Consider the following 18,596-nt stretch of genomic DNA (forward strand, 5'->3'; position numbering starts at 1 on the left):
TGAAATTAAATTTTGAAATTGGAGGATTAATTATTGGCTAAACATAAACTAAACCAGAGTCATGTTTTGAAGATTAATTCAAATCGTTTGAAAAAAGGGAAATATGATTTAAAAATTTCTTTGGATGAAGCAAGGTCTAATAATGAAATCGTTTCTTTGGGAAGCAGTCAGGCATTGCGTTTTATCCAGCAGTGGGAAAATAAACAGTTAGGAAGACCAGATAACTTTAATAGAGAATCTGAGATCAGTAAGTTGAAAAAAGAAATTAAAGATTTGAAGAAGGAGAAGACCAGCAAGACAAATAAAAAGAAGATTACAACAAAGTATGAAGAACTGTACAGTCTTATGTACACAGAGCACTATGACATGATTGTTATGGATAGCATGACAGACTTTGATCGTTTGAACTCTATAAAAGGGTTTAAAATTAACAATAGAAAAATGAATAGGCTGCTGGCAACTACAGGAGGAGGTAAACAATCAACCGTAGTTTACACAACAGATGATGTTTATCCCTACTTAGACGAGAAATTAAACATGGGAAGGGATATGAGCAAGGAGATTGTTCCTGCTAAACTAGAAGCTTATAAAGCTCTTGCTTGCTCTGCGAGTATTCCACTTAGTAAACCAAAAGGGGTATTGGTAGTTAAGGATGCTGAAACTTCATTCTTTGCTAATGTGATAACCATAGATGACACAAAATCTGAATACCCTGTTGTCAAACCTGAAAAGAACTTCCCAATCAGTATGGTTGCCTCAGATGGGTTTGGGTTAATGACACCAGAACGTAGTGAGATATGGGGCAAAGAATTAGGTATTGAAGGATTTCCTTCTTTGATAATTCGGAATGGGTACACAAAGGGTAAGTTATCCCCATTTGATTATCTATACTTTGCTGAAAATGAAGCTAAGAATTATATGGTTCCTGATGCTTGGGGCGATATAAGAGATATAAGGAATTATGATGTTATTCTAACAACATCAATGGTTAAGTTGTGGGATTCCTATAGAAACCTGGAACACCTGCAAGAGTGTTGGGACAAATATGGGTATGGTTTTGCAGTTACAAAGGCCACACCTGAACAATTGGATAACGAAGGTAATTTAAATTATCAGTTTATTCAATCATTGGAATTAACCGATGAAGAAATCCGTGAACTGATTAGTCAAACGGTTCAAGAAATAAAGGATGTCCTCGGTGGAGATTATCGCAAAGCAATCCTCTACCTGAACGGTAAGAAGCTTAATGAAAAATATATGATCCATATGAATCCAGACTTTATACAAGCCCTTATGATTGATAAGAAAATGATTAACGATCCATATGTTAGAACTCATATACATAAAATGATTCGAAATCGTATCAATGAAGCTAAGACTGGTGTATTAAAAGTAAAAGGCAATTTTTCTGTAATGTCAGGAGATCCATATACATTGTGTCAGAGTATTTTCGGCATGCCGCTAACAGGGCTGCTTAAAGAAGGAGAATTTTACTCCAAGTATTGGATTGATAAAGGAGTAAATAAGGTTGCTGCTTTTAGAGCACCAATGACCAATCATAACAATATTCGCATCTTTAGATTCAAGGACGATAAACAGACAGCTTTTTGGTATCAATACATGAAAAACGTGACTATTCTTAACAGTTGGGATACGACTACGCATGCGCTCAATGGTGCTGACTTTGATGGAGATCAGGTATTTACGACTAACAATAAAGTGATACTGGACAATGTTAAGGAATTGGATGCCATTGTTTGTATGCAGAAACAGGTTGGTAAGGTAATTCCTACTGAGGATGATCTAATTAAGGCGAATAAGGCCAGTTTTGGAGACGAGATTGGAACAACAACCAATCGAATTACTTCAATGTTTGATGTTCTGGCTAGGTATGAAAAAGACACTCCACAATACGAAGAGATCATATATCGAATTATGAGTGGTCAGATGATACAGCAAAATGTTATAGACAAAACTAAAGGTGTAGAAGCAAAAGGCATGCCAAAGGAATGGTATACACCTAAACTTAGTTATCCTCCGGTTCTCTGTGATGATAAAGGAAAGGTAATCAAGGACCCTAATGGGAATGTAATACCTCTAGAAGAAGCAGAAGAACAACGACAGAAACGGGAACTTAACCTGGAAATTGTAGCAGACAAAAAGCCCTATTTCTTTATTTGGAAAAAGAATTCGCCAGATTTGGCGAAATACCGAAAATACATAGAAAATGCGGAACGCAATTGTTATATAAGATTCGGGATGACAGTCAAACAACTCATACAATTAGAGAAACGAAACGAGGATCAAGAAACATTTCTCAAATATTATTACGACATGATGCCAGTGTCAGTTGCTAACTCAACAATGAATAGAATATGTTGGCAAGTTGAAAAGGAATTTGAAGGAATCTCAACCGAGATTAAAGCATCGCAATTTGATAAAGAGATGTTAAAGACAGATACTCCTTATTCACAAACAAGATACAGAGAAATAAGTAAGCTGTATAAACAGCACAGTATTGAAATGAGTGAATATATGAAACGAAGAATTAACGAAGCAGAAGATGAGGAAACAAAGGAAGAATTGAGATTGATATTTGCTAACAAGTTTGAAGAGGCTGCATCAATGATCTGCAACAACGCTGAGGAGTTATGCAATATTGTAGTTGATATGTGTTACGGAACAAAAGCAAATAATAAATCTAAGCAGTTTGCCTGGGATGTGGCAGGAGAACAGATTATTAAGAATTTGTTAAACAGCAATAATTATACATATAGTATTCCTGTGTTGAGTGAACAAGGAGAATTTGAATATGCTGGTGATCAGTTTAAGATGATTCATAAAAAAATGGAAGGTGATTCTTATTAAGATTATTTTGAATGAAAGGGTACATGCGACCAATATTATTGAAACGGGATATGTTGATAAGCATCCCAAGAAAACTGCAGTTGTTCTTGCTAGATATTATTTAGCAGAAGGATATAATACAAATAAAACTGAGGAATTAATACATACTCATCTTCAGAAATACATACCAAAATATAACTCGGTAATGTGGGATAAAGATGTTAGTAAAATTGTGAATCAAGCTAAAACACTCTTGAAAAAGCGTACAGACAAAGGAAAGAAACCGCTAGTACAGATTGAGAGAGTTCATATTACTCTAAACGAACTGAACAGAATCAAACAACTAAATAGTATTAGATTGGAAAAGTTGGCCTTTTCTCTGCTCGTATACGCCAAATTATATAATCAAATCAATGAGCAGATGGAATACTGGGTTAATGCGGAGTTCAAAGAGATTTTCTCTGATGCAGCGTTAACGGATGGGAAAAAAGAGCAAAATGTATTGTTACATAAGTTAATACAGAGTGAATACATAGAAGCATCAAAGAAAGTGACCTCGACAAGTGTGAAAGTGTTGTTTGCAGATGAAACTGATGAAATTATCATTACACTTGAAAAATTCGATGATTTCATATACGAATATTTGAGATGGAAAGGAGAGAAGGTTGGCACTTGTAAAGATTGTGCTCGACTAATGCTTAAAAAAACAAATAATCAGATACGTTGTCTGGGTTGTCAAAAGAAGCATAAAAGTAAAAATAGACAAAAATTTAACATTGTACATTCAGAAAATACTGATATCCCTTGCCACACAAGGGCTGACGGCGTTGATTAGATAGGACTATAAGGGAGGGGAAAGAAGAGCTTATTATTTTTCTCTCCTATGCAAGTCCTAAATACTAGTTATGGATCACTTCCTGTAGGAAGGCCGTAAGCTCTCCGGTGAATGAGGGCCAGATTCAGTTCTTTGACAATTGAATACGATTGATAACGTTATATGTGAATTGCTGTAATTGGCATCATATGTAATACAATCCGCTGCCCCATTGTGGGTATGTCGTGACAATTCTTTAGTCTATCATGTGGTAGGCAAACTTATTTACGGAATTACTGAAATCTGGGTACGTTGTGAAACGCCCCATAGTCTATCATGTGGTAGACTCATCTATTTACGGAACCATTGCGAGGATGGCGCAAAAATGGCGCTGTCCTTCAATATGGCCTAAATAATGTGAAGAGGATGGATGTAGTGATTAAAGGCAGTGATAAAAGTGGAGTTTACTTTGTAAGAAATAATAATAATGGAAATGTTAAAATTGGATGTTCAAATAACATAAATAATAGATTTAAAGCTCTAATCACAAGCGCGAAACATGTAGGTGATATGAGTGTTGATTTTGAGTTAATTGATTTCATTGAGTGCGAAAAGGATGTAAACTATCTCAAGTTAGAAAAAGATATTCATAAATTCATGTATAGTAAAAGAGTAATTAATGAGTGGTTCAAAATAGACAACGACGATATATCTATAATCAAGGAAACATTTAATGCCATAGACTATCTAGAAGAAAAACGTCCAGAAGGTGATGGTGTTACCTGCGTAGGCGAGAACAAATATTTAATGGATAGAAACAGAGTTCTACACATGATAAATAAAGGAAAGAATTACTTCACTACAAATATTATTAATGTCCACTCTGACTTCTTTTTTAGTCGTATTGGAACCATAGACAATTATACAAATATACTTGATGAAATCTCTCTTAATTACAAAGAGGATGCTGCAAAACCAGTGATTAGAGACTCGAATGGAATTATTTATTATGACATGGTATCAATAGTAAGTTTTATAGAACATTATTATAAGATGGATCTTTATTCAGATGAAGGTTTGGCAGAATTTTTCTTTAAGTCTATCTTTCAAAAAATGAGTAATTACGTTCCAGAGTACGACATTATTAAAATGGCCCTTTATTACAAACCTGGATTTTATGAAATCATGAGATATTCGTTCCCCAACTTCAGTGAATTAGAGTTGCGCCGCATATGGAATAGTGTTCCAGAACAGTTGTGGATGAGAAGGCTTAATGTATGAACATGCGTTATCGTTCTGCAGCGTGTAAATAAAACATAGATGAGAAAAGTAACAATAGATCAATATGGAGTAGTTGTGAAGGTTGAGAAACCGGAACAGCTATCCAGTAAGAAGTAATTCTAATTTGGACAGTGTTTAGGATTTATTCCTGAACATGATCGACGTTAGAAAACGTGATTTAATTGCGGCTTAATTGCCAAGTGACTTACAACGTAACACCCAATCGACTTCAAACGATGTTTGGGGCAATATTTACAAACAAAAAGTGGAGGTGCAATGCATCTCTCATGAATTAAGATGTGAGCATGAAGCTCCAGCAAAGAAGCAAAAAAGGCCAGCTCTAAATAAGGCTGGCTGTTATGCGAGAAATTTGAAATGGCATTACGGGTAAAGTTGAATAGATATGAGTAGAGGAATAGGTGAAAAGAGGTTATTTTTTCAATAAAGTAAATATATACAAATTAATGATATTTATTTATTCGTTGATTTCTACCCTAAGAACATCGTCAGGATAATATTCTATAACGTCTGTGATTGGACAATTGAATACTTTACAAATCTTATCTATCCATTCAATTTCCACACGTTTAATTGTCTCATCATAAAGCATGCCTACTGTACCAGGACGAATACCAGTTAATTCTGATAGTTGTTTTCTAGTCATTTTATGTTTGCCAAGCAGCTCAGACACTTTAATTCTTACCATAAAATCAACCACCTTTTAAACGTTTAAAATAATTGCTTCTATTATAGTAACACAAAAGGTTATTTTTTATCGTTTTTCTTAAAAAAATTACACTTAGTGTATTTACAAATTACGCTTAGTGTAATATAATTACATCAAGAGTTAAGAAATGACACGATAAAGGAGACGATACATATGAACCAAACATTCCAAGCGAACCAAGTAACAATCCAAGAGGTAATCAATCATTGCGAACTCAGTCCAAAGGCAATCATCGTAATAGAAAAATTGAAATTCTTCCTGCAAAACAATGATGATTGCACGAAGTTTGTAAATGAATATGATAGTCGCGGATTGATTGATAGTGATAAACCGGGAACAGTAATTGTTGAGTTGGCTCGTGAAATTGGTTCGTACCACTTTGATAAAGCAACGTTGAATGAACTGACAATGATGGATGAAAAAGTAGCCCTAGAAACATTGTTTGTAGAGCCTGTGAATGTTGCAGTGTTAGCAAGGGTAAAGGAATATGCAGTTAAAGCAGGAGAAACGTTTATAGATGGGTTGAAGCGCCTGTATGAACACAAGATACATAATCCTCAACATAGCATCATGACATCATTACGTTCATTGTAATTGGTTCGTGTAACGGTGTGTTGGAACTGTTGATTTTACAACAAGATTTCAGGAGGTTGCAGATGAAGCTATTAGGTATGATTTCAATCAATGATTATTTCAATTACTTGAACCATCACAAAGTGTTCAATAGAGAAATGGCTATAAGCTATACTTCAGAAGTATATGGAGTAGACATAGAAAAAGAATCAATTGATTATAACTGGAAAGTAACAGGAAATATTTATGAAACATTTGATGAGGGAATAAATCAATATCCTATAGATGATGGATCAAGGTATTATTTTGAGACTTATTCGAAGAGAAGGTTACGCAAGTTCTATGAGTTCACTTATCGCAATATTGGAAATGATTTTTTTATCCAAAATTCAAAGTCATCAGTAATACACCACATTTACCCTTTGTCACATAGTTCAGACAACAGTATTTTAAATTTAATTCCAGTAAACGAAATTAACCATGAAATTTTACACGACAATCCTAAAGAGCACATCAAAGAATATTGTTTTAAATCAGTAGATTATTTATTTTATTTATATAATTTCAAGTTCGATGATACAGTTGAAAAATATGAGCTGCAAAAATATACCAGTAGACCTGAATTGTTCACAGATATCTTTCACGCTTGCATAAAACAAGAGATGAGAGAATTCTATCTTACTTTTGGAGAGTGATATAAAAATGTCGAACAACTATAGAGTAACAAAAGATCCGTCTGGAAGAGATGCGTTAACCTGCTTTGATGAAGAGTATAACATGAAAGTAACATTAACGTTTTCTATAGAAGAGACAAGCGCTTCAGACGAAATAACAGAATTGTTGTCTAAAGAGTATCTAGAACGGGAGTGTATTAGATGAATATGAACCAATACAAACAAGATTATCAATTATTGTGTGACAAGCACAAGCAGCTATGCACCCAAGATGAATACATCACTATGCGTCAAATGATTGACCGTCATTTTAATACTTTTGATAAAAATAAAGAACTATTAGGACGTTTGACGAGTGATATCATCAATGAATATCCAAAGTATCAATTGGTTGTTGATGTATTGAACGAAATCAATAGAGATATCGACAGTATAGACGAATACACGGAAGTATTCATTAATCAATTAGAAATGGATTTATTTAAGATGACAGATGTCCAGGAAGTAATTGAACGCAAGGGTAGATTTGAATTCAGATTGATTGATGCGAAAGAGATGGAATAGAAGGGAGTCAATAAGATGTACAGGACTGGAAAACTTATTGAAGGTAAATTGTATTTGAAGACACGTAAAGGAAACTGGATTGATATCAGGTATTATCTAGACAATGAAAGCTAATTGAATATAAGCATATTATAAAGAGGATCATCTTTTTAAAACAAAGGTGAATGATCCTCTTTTAGTGCGTTTATGTTACGTTTATATAAAGAAGAAAACCCAAGCGATTAAGCCTGGGTTATTTCTTATTCGTCAATGGTCTGAGCAGCATAAAGTAATAAGCAATAGCTATGAGGATGTAGCATGTAACATTAAATGGTGTTACTGGGTAGGTGAACGCAATAAGGATCACGGTAACGGGTAACAGGATCATGAATAACCATTTGAATATGTTCATTGTCAATTGTCCTTTCTCATTCGATTATTGAATGTATGTACTCCATGAATTATAATAATTGTAAGGGATGAAGGGAACCAAGTTTCGATTCCCCTCATTTTGGCTTAACGCTTTGAGTGTTTGTCCTTTCGTGGAGGATAAGCACTCGTTTCATTTTGTTGTGGTTCTTCTTGCTGTAAGCGTTCGGCTCGTTCCTTCCTTCGTTCTCTTTGTTCTTTTCGGTAAGCTAAAACCTTATCGAAGAGTCCGAACAATAAAGTCATTAGGAAGGTTAGTAAAGGAAGGTTTTGCTTTATGTATTCAAGCATTGTGGGTTCACCTCCTTCCTTGGTGATTTCCCTTACAAGTAATATTATAAACTAAACATAATTAAATTACAATAAAAATAAGAAAGAAAATACAAATGTTTATTTTATTGGAGATGGATTTTAAGCGTGATTTAAGACTGTTAGATTGATTTAGTAGGAAGGTACATAGATAGCGTGAAGGAGTCAGGATGAGGCATAGAATAGATGTGGTGAGATGTTAGGTAGGTAACAGGGTAATGGGAATGGAATGGATATGAGTGGATAGCGTAAGTAAGTCTCGCACACTTAAATAAGTGAATATAATAAGATACGTAAATACGTGATAAAGTGATGATATGACGTAAATAAGTCTTAGAGAAAACGCGGCCTGTTACTATACGATTTCACAGGAGGAGCCGACCCCATATAGGAAGAGAAACGAAAATTCTATTTTTTTCAAGCTTAAAAGTAGCAATTTTTTACAATTCTTGATATGCATAAAGACGGTGACCATCCAGCAATCAATCCCTCACCAGATGGCACATAATATATCTTATATACCATCTATACAGGGTATGGGGGGTAGAAAAAAGTATAAAATCTGGTCAAATTGCCAAAAATTCCGCTAGCACTTCCATCTACACACCCAACTTATTTTTCTAACTATACGCACCTCAAACTATGCCAATTAGCTCATTTTCTATCGTGTTTTGTATCGTCTCATTGCTCAAAAATCCTTTATTTATCAGCGTTTTTACGTCATTATTTAATCGACAATTATCATTAAACACATCATTTTCATATCAAAAACAACCTAAAAGCCTTTATTTATAAGGGGTTTATCGATACAAAAGTATCAATATGACCATTATCCCTTGTTTTATAAGGCTTTTTGCTATTTCACGATACAAATATATTCATTATTAAGGGAGAATACATAATGACCAATATTTCAAAGGAATCAAACTTTACACGTAAACCAGATGAATCAATTGATGAATACAAGTACCGTATCTGCAGCAATAAAGAAGAATATGACTTAGAAACATGGCAAGATGTTGCTGACATTATCAATTCTGAACTTGACCTAACTAATTCTGAATCTGTTTATCGTAAATGGTTTAGGAATTTTGAATCTGGAGTCGAGTATGGTATCAAGAAGTACGCTAACAATGAAGCTATTCAAGAGATGAAGGATGTCTCATTGGAGATTAAAAAGGAGCGAGTTAAGCTACAGACTGAAAAGATTGAGTACAACAAACTTCTTCGCGAAGTTGCTAGAGCTGAATTACTAGAAGAGAAGATTATTGAATCAGTTAATAATCGTCCAACAATAACCGTTCCAGATATATACATAAAGAAGAACAATGCTAAGAAAGACTTTCTCTTTCCGATTTGCGATGTTCATGATGGTGTAGAGTTTCAACTTCATGGATGGGAAGGGGAGACCCTTAATGAATATTCTCCTGAGATTATGGAGAAGAGAATGTGGAATTTGTTAGAGGAATTCATTCAGATTAATGACCAATATAAGATTAACCATGTTACACTACCAAACTTAGGAGATAGTGTAGACGGCATCCTTCGAATGAGTCAATTGATGAGCCTAAAGCTTGGCGTTACAGATTCTGCAATTCATTTTGGAGAATTCATGAGTCAATGGATTTATGAACTGTCCAAATACTGTATTGTTGATTACTATTCAATCTTCGGTAATCATGATCAGATGCGTATGTTATCAGGTAAGCGTGATGAGTTTCCAAACGAGAATGCACAAAAATGGATTACTACTTTGATTAGTGCTAATTTACGCAACAATAAAAATGTCACAATCAATAACTGTAGGGAATTTATGTATCTTGATGTTTTAGGAACTAGGGTCTTAGGTGTCCACGGTGAGAACGAAAAGAACCTGGAGAATAGCATCAAGGATTATACTCTTACCTATAATAAGCCAGTTGATTTGTTGATTTCCGCACACTTGCACCATGCACATGAAAAAACAATCGGAATGAACGGTATCCGAGATATCGAATATGTTCAATGTCCTAGCATTATAGGCATCGATCATTATTCCCTGAAACTAAAGAAGACATCCAATGCAGGAGCAAAGGTTATGATTATTGAAGAAGGCCAAGGAAGAACAGTTACACATAACATTAGGTTAAAATAATGAAATTATTAATCAAATAAAAAGAATCCAAGCAGACAAATCTATTGTCTGTTTATTTGTTTTTATTTGTTGAGAAGGAACTAGCTGCTTAAGCTGGTTTAAAAATGGGCTTCTCCCTCCCGTCTCCTTCTCTTCATTTTTATCTTCAATTATGGGAGTAACATAAAGGAAGGTGAGTAAATGGCAGGGAGAAAAGCAGCAGAAAACAAGAAGAAGTGCACAAGCTGCAACAATTACCTAAGGTATGATTTGTTCTATAGATCCTATAACAAACTGGATTCAGACGGATACATAAGAGTGTGCAAAGAATGTCTTAAAGGTCAAATTGATTACAATAATATCCAATCTATTAAAGACGCTTTAATGAATATAAATCGTCCATTCATCCATGACTTATGGATTTCTTCAGGTGAAGAGTCTGTTGCTAAAAATAGTGATCATTTTGGACTGTACATGAAAACTCTAGCGCTTAAAGATTTTAAATATCTTACCTGGAAAGATAGTAATGAAGGCAACACACAAGAGCGAGTTGAATTGGTTGTAGAGTCAAAAGAGATTTCTGACGTTTCGAATGAATTGGATCGGACAAACAAAGAGGATGTAATAAGAATGGTTGGTTATGATCCATTCGAATTTGAAAATGAGTTAGATAAACGACATCTCTATAATAAACTAGTCGATTTTCTTGATGACAGCACATTGGAAGACAGCTTTAAGTTACCAGCCGTAATTGAAATTGTTAAAACATTCAATCAGCTTGACAAAATCAATAGCGCACTGTCGCTTGCAACTTCAAACATATCATCTGTAACTGATAATGCTGGTGGAATTAAATCACTCATTGACTCTAAAGAGAAGATGCTTAAGTCAGTGTTGGCATTGGCGAAAGACAATGGGATATCTGTTAATCACAACAATAATAAAAGTAAGGGCTCAGGCACACTAAGCGGAGTTATTAAGCTATTACAAGAAAAAGGCTTTGAAGAAGCTGAGGTAAACGTATTTAACATTGAGACATGTGAAGGCATGAGGCAAGTTGCTGACATCAGTAATCAAAGTATCATTAAACAATTACAATTCGATGAAAATGATTACACGTCAATGATCATAGAACAAAGGGAAATGCTTCAACAATTAGAGCAAAGTAATGAAAAGCTTAATGAAGAGATCAGAATTCTTCGTAAAGAGTTGTTGAAATCAAAAGAAGGTGAGACATCATGAAAAATAACATGTCTCAACGCAAAATTGATGGATACTTAAAACTAGCTGAAATTGTCAACTGGGGAAGACAATACCCCGTTAGATTTGTTGAAAGATTTTTTGGTATGGAGCTATTGGATTATCAGAAGTATGTTTTCTTGCAAAGTTGGACTACCCCTTTTGTACTTTGGTGTATGGGACGGAATGCGGGGAAAACGACCCTTGGGTCACCTTTTATTATGGCGAAATCCTTGCTTATCCCTAATTTTGAAGCATATATTCTAGCTGGTGTAGGTTCTCAGTCTCAGGAAATGTTTATGAAGATTGAGAAAATAGCTAAACGTGAGATTGCTTCTTTTACTGGACTTACTGACATTTTTTATAACGAGACAGTAAAGAGTGCAGCAAACACAGACGGTTTTACTCATAACCCAGCTTCATTCCAGTACAAGTTGTACAACAACAGTATTGTTAGGTCATTGAATGGTTCTTTTGACAACAATCGTTCGAAAAGAAGTAATTTAAACTTCTATGATGAGAGCGGCTTTGCTCCTGATGAACTGTTTACAACTTCCGAGCCATTTACTGCCCAAAACAGTGATTTTCGTCTTGGTGGGGAAGTAGATGTTACTATGCTACCGAGGGAATTCCCTAATCAGTTGATATATGCTTCTTCTGCATCCTCTACAGATACTTATTTTTATCGTAAATATAGAGACTTTGCTAAAAAAATGTATTTGGGTGATAAGCGATACTTTGTTGCTGACATCAGTTCTGATGTTGTTATCAATGCTACATATAACGGTAAACTCTATCCTGTTTCACTATTGACTCAAGAAACTGTTGATTCAGCAATGCGAGACAATAAGGAAAAGGCAATGCGGGAATACAAGAATATTTTCACAACAGAAGGATCAGACCAACAAATAATTAAGAGGGCGGCAATAATCAGGAATTCTGAAATAAAGATACCTGTATTAGCTAATGATGGGAAGAAAAGATTCGCCATAGCCATTGACCCTGCTCGACAACATGACAACTCTATTTGTACACCTGCAGAAATCATCTATGATGACAATGTTGGATATAAAATGATCATCTCAAACTCAGTATGTTTCACAGATATCGCAAAGAAAAAAAAGACTCCAATGAAGACACCTGATCAGATCAATCATTTTAAGCAGATATTACTTGATTATAATGGTCCACAAGCAGCCGACTATGAAAACATTGATGCTGTGATGATTGATGCAGGTGCTGGTGGAGCTGGCATTTCAGCATGGGCCGATGGACTCCTATCTGATTGGACAGATTCCAAAAATGTAAAACACAAAGGTCTTATTGATAAAAACCATGATGAATATAGTGTCCATGCTCATAAATATCCTAATGCTGCAAATATTCTAAAATTGCTATCGCCACAAAAATACAAACGCGAAATGTTTGAAGCTTTGATTGAGATGATGAATCTTGATTTGATTACTTTTACTGAAACATATGACAATAAAGGAATCCTCAATATTATGGGTGAGGATGGGAACTCAAAACAGCATAAGTTGTCATTTGATGAAGAGTTAGCTCTCGTAAACGTAGATATTGCAAAAGAAGAATTAGTGAGTATTTACGAATTTAAGAGCACTAACGGAAATGTTAGGTATGATCTTCCTCCAGACAAACAAAGTAAGATTGGCGATGACAGAGCATACACGATTGCTATGTTGGCATGGCATTTAAGGAATTTAAGGCGTGAAAATATAACGAGCAAGAAGCCTAACATTATAGACAACCCTAATGAGTATTTTCTCATGCGAAAACCAAGTATTTACCATAAGCGGTAAGGAGGTGAAAATTTGACCGAAGTCATATCTCAACAACAAATTGATGAGCAGCAAATGAAAAACCAAATGATTGAGACTTTTAAGAGTATCGCTCTCATTAATCTTAATACAGAGACAGCATCTAATCGTGTTATTGGAAACTACACCAAAGAGGATATCAAAAAATATCTAAATGGTATGTCTAATGTAGAGAATCAAAAGAAACTGAGGAATATCAGTAGACAATTGTACTATACGTCTTCTCAATATAGACGATTGATTAATTACTATGCTACTTTGTTTAATCTTGACTATGTAGTTGAGGGATATGGAACAAATCCTGAAAAGTTAGATATTGATAAATATAAAGAAACATACTACAACAATGTTGATTATGTTGAAAAGATGAATATCAAACATGAATTCACGAAAGCAAGACTCGTTGCATATAGAGATGGTATTTTCTACGGTTTTGCAAGAGTTACTAAGAATGGATTTTACATTCAAGAACTAAACCCTGATTATTGCAGACTTTCTTTCGTAGATCCTTCAACTGGATTGTTGGGCTATTCTTTTGATTTCTCTTCGATCAACAAAACAACTAATAAGATTGAAATGTATCCAGAAGAATTTCAGAAGATTTATCGTAAAATACAGTCTGGTAAAAATGAGCCCAAGCTTCAAAAAATTCAGTCACCATTTGCAATATGTGTTAAATCTAACTTAGATGCACATTCTATCCCTCCATTTGTTTCGCTGTTTGAAGGATTGTTGGACATTGCAGATTTCAAAGCCTTAAACAAAAACAACGAAGAGATTGGGAACTATAAACTACTGTTTCAAAAGATTCCGATGAGGACAGATAAGGATGCTTCTGTTAACTCATTCTTGATTGATAAGGACTTTGCCCAGGTATTTCATGACAATATCGAATCAAACCTGCCGCCACAAGTTGGTTTAATGACCTCCCCTATGGATATTGAAGCAATTAACTTTGATCGAGATGCTGTTGATAAAAACAAGGTTGGTGAAGCAACAAGCCAATATTGGAAAGAAGCTGGTGTGTCTGAGTTATTGTTTGGTTCAAGTGCAAATTCTAGTACGGGATTAAAGTCATCTATCGTGGTTGACGAATCAGATGCCTTCTTTTTAGTAAAAGACATTGAGCGATGGATTAATGAACATTTGAAACAAACACAATCAGCGGAATATAAGTTCCGAGTAAGAATTCTTAAAACCACTGAGCATAATGCGAACAGTTATCGAGAAGCAAGGCTTAAAGAAGCTCAATTTGGTATGCCTGTTAAAAATGAAATTATGGCGACCATAGGGTCACAGCCTAGTGCAATTTATTTAAATGCTTACTTAGAAAATGAAGTACTTCAATTGACAGACAAGCTCATACCTCTTAAATCTTCGCATACCGGAGATTCAAGTACTAATGAAGGTGGAGCACCAGAAAAAGAAGAAGCAGATCTTTCTGATAAAGGAATGCAAACAAAAAACTTAGATAGTAATGATTCAGAGTAAGGAGGTGATTAAGTGGATAATATCATAAAGTTTAATGTCAAACTAACAGACATTGAAACAATCAATCCCCTCTTTTCCAAGTGCAAGATTAGAGTTTTGTACGCAGGATTAAATCGGAATAATAACTATATTTCCAAAGAAGCAATAATGAATGCAATTCCTTCAATCTATAATGTTCCTATCATCGGAGAGTATTTTAAAGATACAGATAACTTTGGTGGTCATGGCGGCGAAATTGATGTTTCTGGGGATAAACCTAAATGGGTTAATACAACCTTTCCTTATGGCCTAATACCGGAAAGCGCAGAAATATACTGGGAAACAGTGACCGAAGATACCGGAGAAGTGAATGATTATCTTGTTGTAGACAATGCTTTCCTTTGGACTGGTCGATATCCAGAAGCCAGAATGCTCATTGGGCAGGAATTCAATCAATCAATGGAGATTGATATCCAAAAGGGAAATTACACAACAATTGATGGTCAAAAGACTTATGAGATTCAAAAATTTGTCTTCTCTGCTCTATGTATTCTTGGAATCAATAAGGAAAGTGATCCTGACGGACATGTAGAGCCTTGCTTTGAGAGTTCTTCTATTGTTGCTTACGAGTTAGATAAAGAAAAGTTTAAATCCGAATTTAATCAAATGGTAAGTGAATTGAAGTTCTCATTTAAAAAATCAACCTCTTTTGAGGATGATGTAAATAAACATAATTATCATCGAGGAGGAAAAAGGGTGGATGAAATCCTTGAAATGCTTGCTCAATACAGTTTAACTATTGATGATCTGCGAGCAAAGGGAATCAATCACGAAGACTTCTCTTTAGAGGAATTAGAAGCGCAAGTTAAAACAAAATTTGCATTGACTGGCTCTCAACTCTTCGAAGAGGTTGCTCGTGAAATTAATACATTTGGAATGGTAGATTTTTATGGTTACGAGTTTCCGAGATATGCTCTTGTAGACGTGATACCGAAAATAATAAGGTAGTCACTCAAGATTATGAGAATTGGTATCTGGTGGGCTTTGATTATTCTCTATCTGGAGACAAAGTTAATATTACTAAAGAGTCTGCTAAAAGATTTAAAGTTAACTACGCTCCAATGGAATTAGAATCTGAAGCAAATTTCTCTACTGAGTTTTTCAAAAAGTTTACGGACGACATTCAAACCAAGACAACAGAAAAAGTCACTTCTGAATATGAGTTAAAACTGACTGAAAAAGATAGTGAAATTTCTCGTCAAACACAAAAATACAATGAATTGAATGAGCAGTTTACTCAAGTTTCAGAGCAGTATTCAGCTAAACTCAATGAAGAGCGCGAAACTAAAGAAACAGAACTATTCACCTCATTCTCTTCTGAGCTTACCGAAGAAGAAATGAAAGAAGTTAAAGAGAAAAAGTCTGAATATTCGCTTGATGAACTTCAAGATAAACTATTTGCACTAGTTGGCAAAAAGAAGGCGAAATTTAGTTTTGAGAAACAACCTGCAGTTATCGACTTAAATACAGATGAAACAAAACAAAAGAAATCCGGTAAATCGTATGATGTTCTATTTAATAACTAAATTAATTCAACACACCAAAAGTGTGTTTTTATTTTGCTTAAATTCTAAGGAGGATTATATTAATGGCTATTCGCACAGATAAATTGCAAGCTACTTATGCAGGCAATATCGAGAGTGTTGTATTTGACAAAGATGTACAAAACGGTGAAATTGGTGTACTAGGTTCACACGTGGGAAGAGAAACAGTTCAGGCGTCTGCTCCTACTGATGTTACAAAAGAAGAAATTTTGATTGTAGCTTCCCCTGAAGTTGTATACGAAAAAGAAAAAAATCTTCTCGACTTCGTTAATAAGGCTGGAAAACCGGCTCGTGCCTATCATCATACGGAAGGAGACATCATCACAGTTACTGATGACGTGATTGATGGAACCTCTGTTGTTAATCAATATCTGGTCCCAGAAAACGGAAAGACAAAGCTGGTTCCGGCTGCTGACTTATCTGGTGGAACCCGTTTTGCTGCCCAAGTAATTGAAAAAGGCAGACTCTATGGACAACCTGCAACAGCGTTTAAAGTTCTAACTGTTTAATAAATATATTTAAAATACTAGGAGGATACACATTATTATGGAACGTAATATTCTTATTGATCTGGCTACAGACCTTGCAAAAGGTTCTGTTGCTAATTATTCCACAGAAGAGGCAAACGAAAAGTTGCGTGAGGCTCTTAACAAACTAACTGGAACTGATGGAAAGTTTAACGCTAAAAAGTTCCGTAGAAATAAAAATGAAGTTTTTGAGATTATTGAGGAAGTAGTAGATTTGCGTGTTGAAGAAGGAATCAAAAATCAATTTGATCAGTTTGTTGATTATCGTAGCGTAGCATTCGGTGACAAACTTCAGTTCCGTCCTGAAACCGATGAGTTGTTTGAAGTAGCAAAAATTGCTGGTGGTACAAATAACCTTCGTCGTCAACGGATTCATCAACATGAAACCTATCAAATCGATACTGAGTGGAATGGAGTTAAGATTTATGAAGAACTCGAACGTTTCCTTGCTGGTCGGGTTGATTGGGTTGAATTGATTAATAGAGTAGAGCGTTCATTCCAGAACGAAATTACGAATGATATTTTCACGGCTGTTAAAGCAGCTTACAATGGCCTGACTTCTCCATACAAAGTTACTGGTGCTTTTGATGCCGATGAATTCAATGAGCTTGTAGAGCATATTCGTGCTAAAACAGGTATGACACCAATGGTTATTGGTACTCGTCTTGCTGTTCAAAAAGCAGTTCCTCAGTATGTTTCCGATGACATGAAGAAAGAACGCAATCAAAACGGATACTTTAAAATGGTTGATGGTATCACTTTCGGTATTATTCCTCAAGCACACAAAATTGGTACTGATGAGTTTGCTATTGACAATAACTTCTTGCTCATTCTTCCGAATGGTAATGAAAAAATTGTGAAATTCGTTATGGAAGGCGAATCTATGATTAAAGAGGTTCTTGGTCAAACAAATGCAGACGACACTCAGGAGTACACTCTTCGTAAGAAGTATGGTGTAGGCGTTGAGCGCGCTTCTAATTACGGAGTTTATATTCTCGTATAAGTTAATTAAAGAAACATAAGAAGAAGGGTTTATTGCTCTTCTTCTTTACTACTTTGAAGGGAGATTACGTTTTTGGCTAAATCAATGAGCAATAATAAAAAGAAAACAGACAAAGAAGAAACAAAGCAACCAGAAAGAAAAGTTAGAAAAAAGCTAGATGAAAATATGCTAGTTCCTATTGTTAGTAATGTTGATGGAACATTGATTTATAAGGGTGGACGTTCAGGTCAAGTATGGAAATTCAGTCAATATGGTGACGAAGATGTAATGGAGCTTAGTGAACTTCGTGCCATGCTCTCTTCCAATCGTGCATTTCTTGAAAAGGGTTGGATTAAAGTATTAGATGATGAAGTTGTTGAATATCTCAATCTTCAGCGCTTTCAGAAGAATGCAATCGATCGTGATGACATTGAGTACATGTTTACGCTTGATGTAGATCAAATTAATCAGACTATTGCAGATGCGTCTGTAAATGCAAAAGTGCTAATGTATGAGATGGCTAAGGATAAATATCTTACGGGTAAACTAAGAGATATTCATATTATCAATGCGATTGAAGAAGGTTTAGGACAAAAACTAGACCCTAATAAATAGTTGGGGTGTTG

General features: G+C 35.0%; 17 protein-coding genes. 15 read left to right on the top strand and 2 right to left on the bottom strand.

Annotated elements, in window-relative coordinates; all coding sequences use genetic code 11:
* Window positions 1-33 precede the first annotated feature (33 nt).
* The 3 genes from AC0VZ8_RS11120 to AC0VZ8_RS11130 all read left to right on the top strand — a co-directional run bounded on the left by AC0VZ8_RS11120 (window position 34) and on the right by AC0VZ8_RS11130 (window position 4,942).
* Window positions 34-2,868: a hypothetical protein gene (locus AC0VZ8_RS11120; protein ID WP_475486841.1), complete on the top strand. Its 2,835-nt coding sequence runs from the start codon at window positions 34-36 to the stop codon at window positions 2,866-2,868.
* Window positions 2,855-3,682, top strand: coding sequence for a hypothetical protein (locus tag AC0VZ8_RS11125; protein WP_475486842.1), 828 nt, complete (start codon window positions 2,855-2,857; stop codon window positions 3,680-3,682). Before AC0VZ8_RS11120 ends, AC0VZ8_RS11125 begins: the two co-directional genes overlap by 14 nt.
* 414 nt (window positions 3,683-4,096) lie before the next feature.
* Window positions 4,097-4,942 carry a GIY-YIG nuclease family protein gene (locus AC0VZ8_RS11130; RefSeq protein ID WP_475486843.1) on the top strand — a complete coding sequence of 282 codons (846 nt, stop codon included), beginning with the start codon at window positions 4,097-4,099 and terminating at the stop codon, window positions 4,940-4,942.
* A gap of 475 nt (window positions 4,943-5,417) precedes the next feature.
* On the opposite strand, the gene AC0VZ8_RS11135 is transcribed toward AC0VZ8_RS11130, so the two are convergent.
* Window positions 5,418-5,648, bottom strand: a complete 231-nt coding sequence (locus AC0VZ8_RS11135) for a helix-turn-helix domain-containing protein (RefSeq protein WP_475486844.1) — start codon at window positions 5,646-5,648, stop codon at window positions 5,418-5,420.
* Window positions 5,649-5,822: 174 nt separating this feature from the next.
* On the opposite strand from AC0VZ8_RS11135, the gene AC0VZ8_RS11140 reads away from it, so the two are divergent.
* From AC0VZ8_RS11140 to AC0VZ8_RS11150, 3 genes are all read left to right on the top strand, one after another.
* Complete coding sequence (locus tag AC0VZ8_RS11140; RefSeq protein ID WP_475486845.1) at window positions 5,823-6,263, top strand: hypothetical protein; 441 nt, start codon at window positions 5,823-5,825, stop codon at window positions 6,261-6,263.
* A gap of 62 nt (window positions 6,264-6,325) precedes the next feature.
* Window positions 6,326-6,937: a hypothetical protein gene (locus AC0VZ8_RS11145; RefSeq protein ID WP_475486846.1), complete on the top strand. Its 612-nt coding sequence runs from the start codon at window positions 6,326-6,328 to the stop codon at window positions 6,935-6,937.
* A 180-nt stretch (window positions 6,938-7,117) separates the two neighbouring features.
* The gene (locus AC0VZ8_RS11150; RefSeq protein WP_475486847.1) at window positions 7,118-7,480 is read left to right on the top strand and encodes a hypothetical protein; all 363 of its coding nucleotides are present in this window, start codon (window positions 7,118-7,120) and stop codon (window positions 7,478-7,480) included.
* Window positions 7,481-7,975: 495 nt separating this feature from the next.
* Here AC0VZ8_RS11150 and AC0VZ8_RS11155 read toward each other — a convergent pair whose 3' ends face one another.
* On the bottom strand, window positions 7,976-8,179 hold the full coding sequence (locus tag AC0VZ8_RS11155) for a hypothetical protein (protein ID WP_475486848.1): 204 nt from the start codon (window positions 8,177-8,179) through the stop codon (window positions 7,976-7,978).
* Window positions 8,180-9,098: 919 nt separating this feature from the next.
* On the opposite strand from AC0VZ8_RS11155, the gene AC0VZ8_RS11160 reads away from it, so the two are divergent.
* From AC0VZ8_RS11160 to AC0VZ8_RS11200, 9 genes are all read left to right on the top strand, one after another.
* Complete coding sequence (locus tag AC0VZ8_RS11160) at window positions 9,099-10,331, top strand: hypothetical protein (RefSeq protein WP_475486849.1); 1,233 nt, start codon at window positions 9,099-9,101, stop codon at window positions 10,329-10,331.
* A 180-nt stretch (window positions 10,332-10,511) separates the two neighbouring features.
* On the top strand, window positions 10,512-11,552 hold the full coding sequence (locus tag AC0VZ8_RS11165; protein ID WP_475486850.1) for a hypothetical protein: 1,041 nt from the start codon (window positions 10,512-10,514) through the stop codon (window positions 11,550-11,552).
* Window positions 11,549-13,369, top strand: a complete 1,821-nt coding sequence (locus tag AC0VZ8_RS11170; RefSeq protein WP_475484918.1) for a terminase — start codon at window positions 11,549-11,551, stop codon at window positions 13,367-13,369. Before AC0VZ8_RS11165 ends, AC0VZ8_RS11170 begins: the two co-directional genes overlap by 4 nt.
* A gap of 12 nt (window positions 13,370-13,381) precedes the next feature.
* Window positions 13,382-14,878, top strand: coding sequence for a hypothetical protein (locus AC0VZ8_RS11175; RefSeq protein WP_475486851.1), 1,497 nt, complete (start codon window positions 13,382-13,384; stop codon window positions 14,876-14,878).
* Window positions 14,879-14,890: 12 nt separating this feature from the next.
* A complete protein-coding gene (locus AC0VZ8_RS11180; protein WP_475486852.1) occupies window positions 14,891-15,865 on the top strand; it encodes a hypothetical protein in 975 nt (324 codons plus the stop codon).
* A gap of 29 nt (window positions 15,866-15,894) precedes the next feature.
* Window positions 15,895-16,443, top strand: coding sequence for a hypothetical protein (locus AC0VZ8_RS11185; RefSeq protein WP_475486853.1), 549 nt, complete (start codon window positions 15,895-15,897; stop codon window positions 16,441-16,443).
* 62 nt (window positions 16,444-16,505) lie between these two features.
* Window positions 16,506-16,970: a hypothetical protein gene (locus AC0VZ8_RS11190; RefSeq protein ID WP_475484915.1), complete on the top strand. Its 465-nt coding sequence runs from the start codon at window positions 16,506-16,508 to the stop codon at window positions 16,968-16,970.
* A gap of 37 nt (window positions 16,971-17,007) precedes the next feature.
* Window positions 17,008-17,991, top strand: coding sequence for a hypothetical protein (locus tag AC0VZ8_RS11195; protein ID WP_475484914.1), 984 nt, complete (start codon window positions 17,008-17,010; stop codon window positions 17,989-17,991).
* Window positions 17,992-18,063: 72 nt separating this feature from the next.
* Window positions 18,064-18,585 carry a hypothetical protein gene (locus AC0VZ8_RS11200; RefSeq protein ID WP_475484913.1) on the top strand — a complete coding sequence of 174 codons (522 nt, stop codon included), beginning with the start codon at window positions 18,064-18,066 and terminating at the stop codon, window positions 18,583-18,585.
* The last annotated feature ends 11 nt before the right edge of the window (window positions 18,586-18,596 follow it).

The sequence above is a fragment of the Paenibacillus sp. QJM3NY_38 genome, from assembly GCF_056173265.1.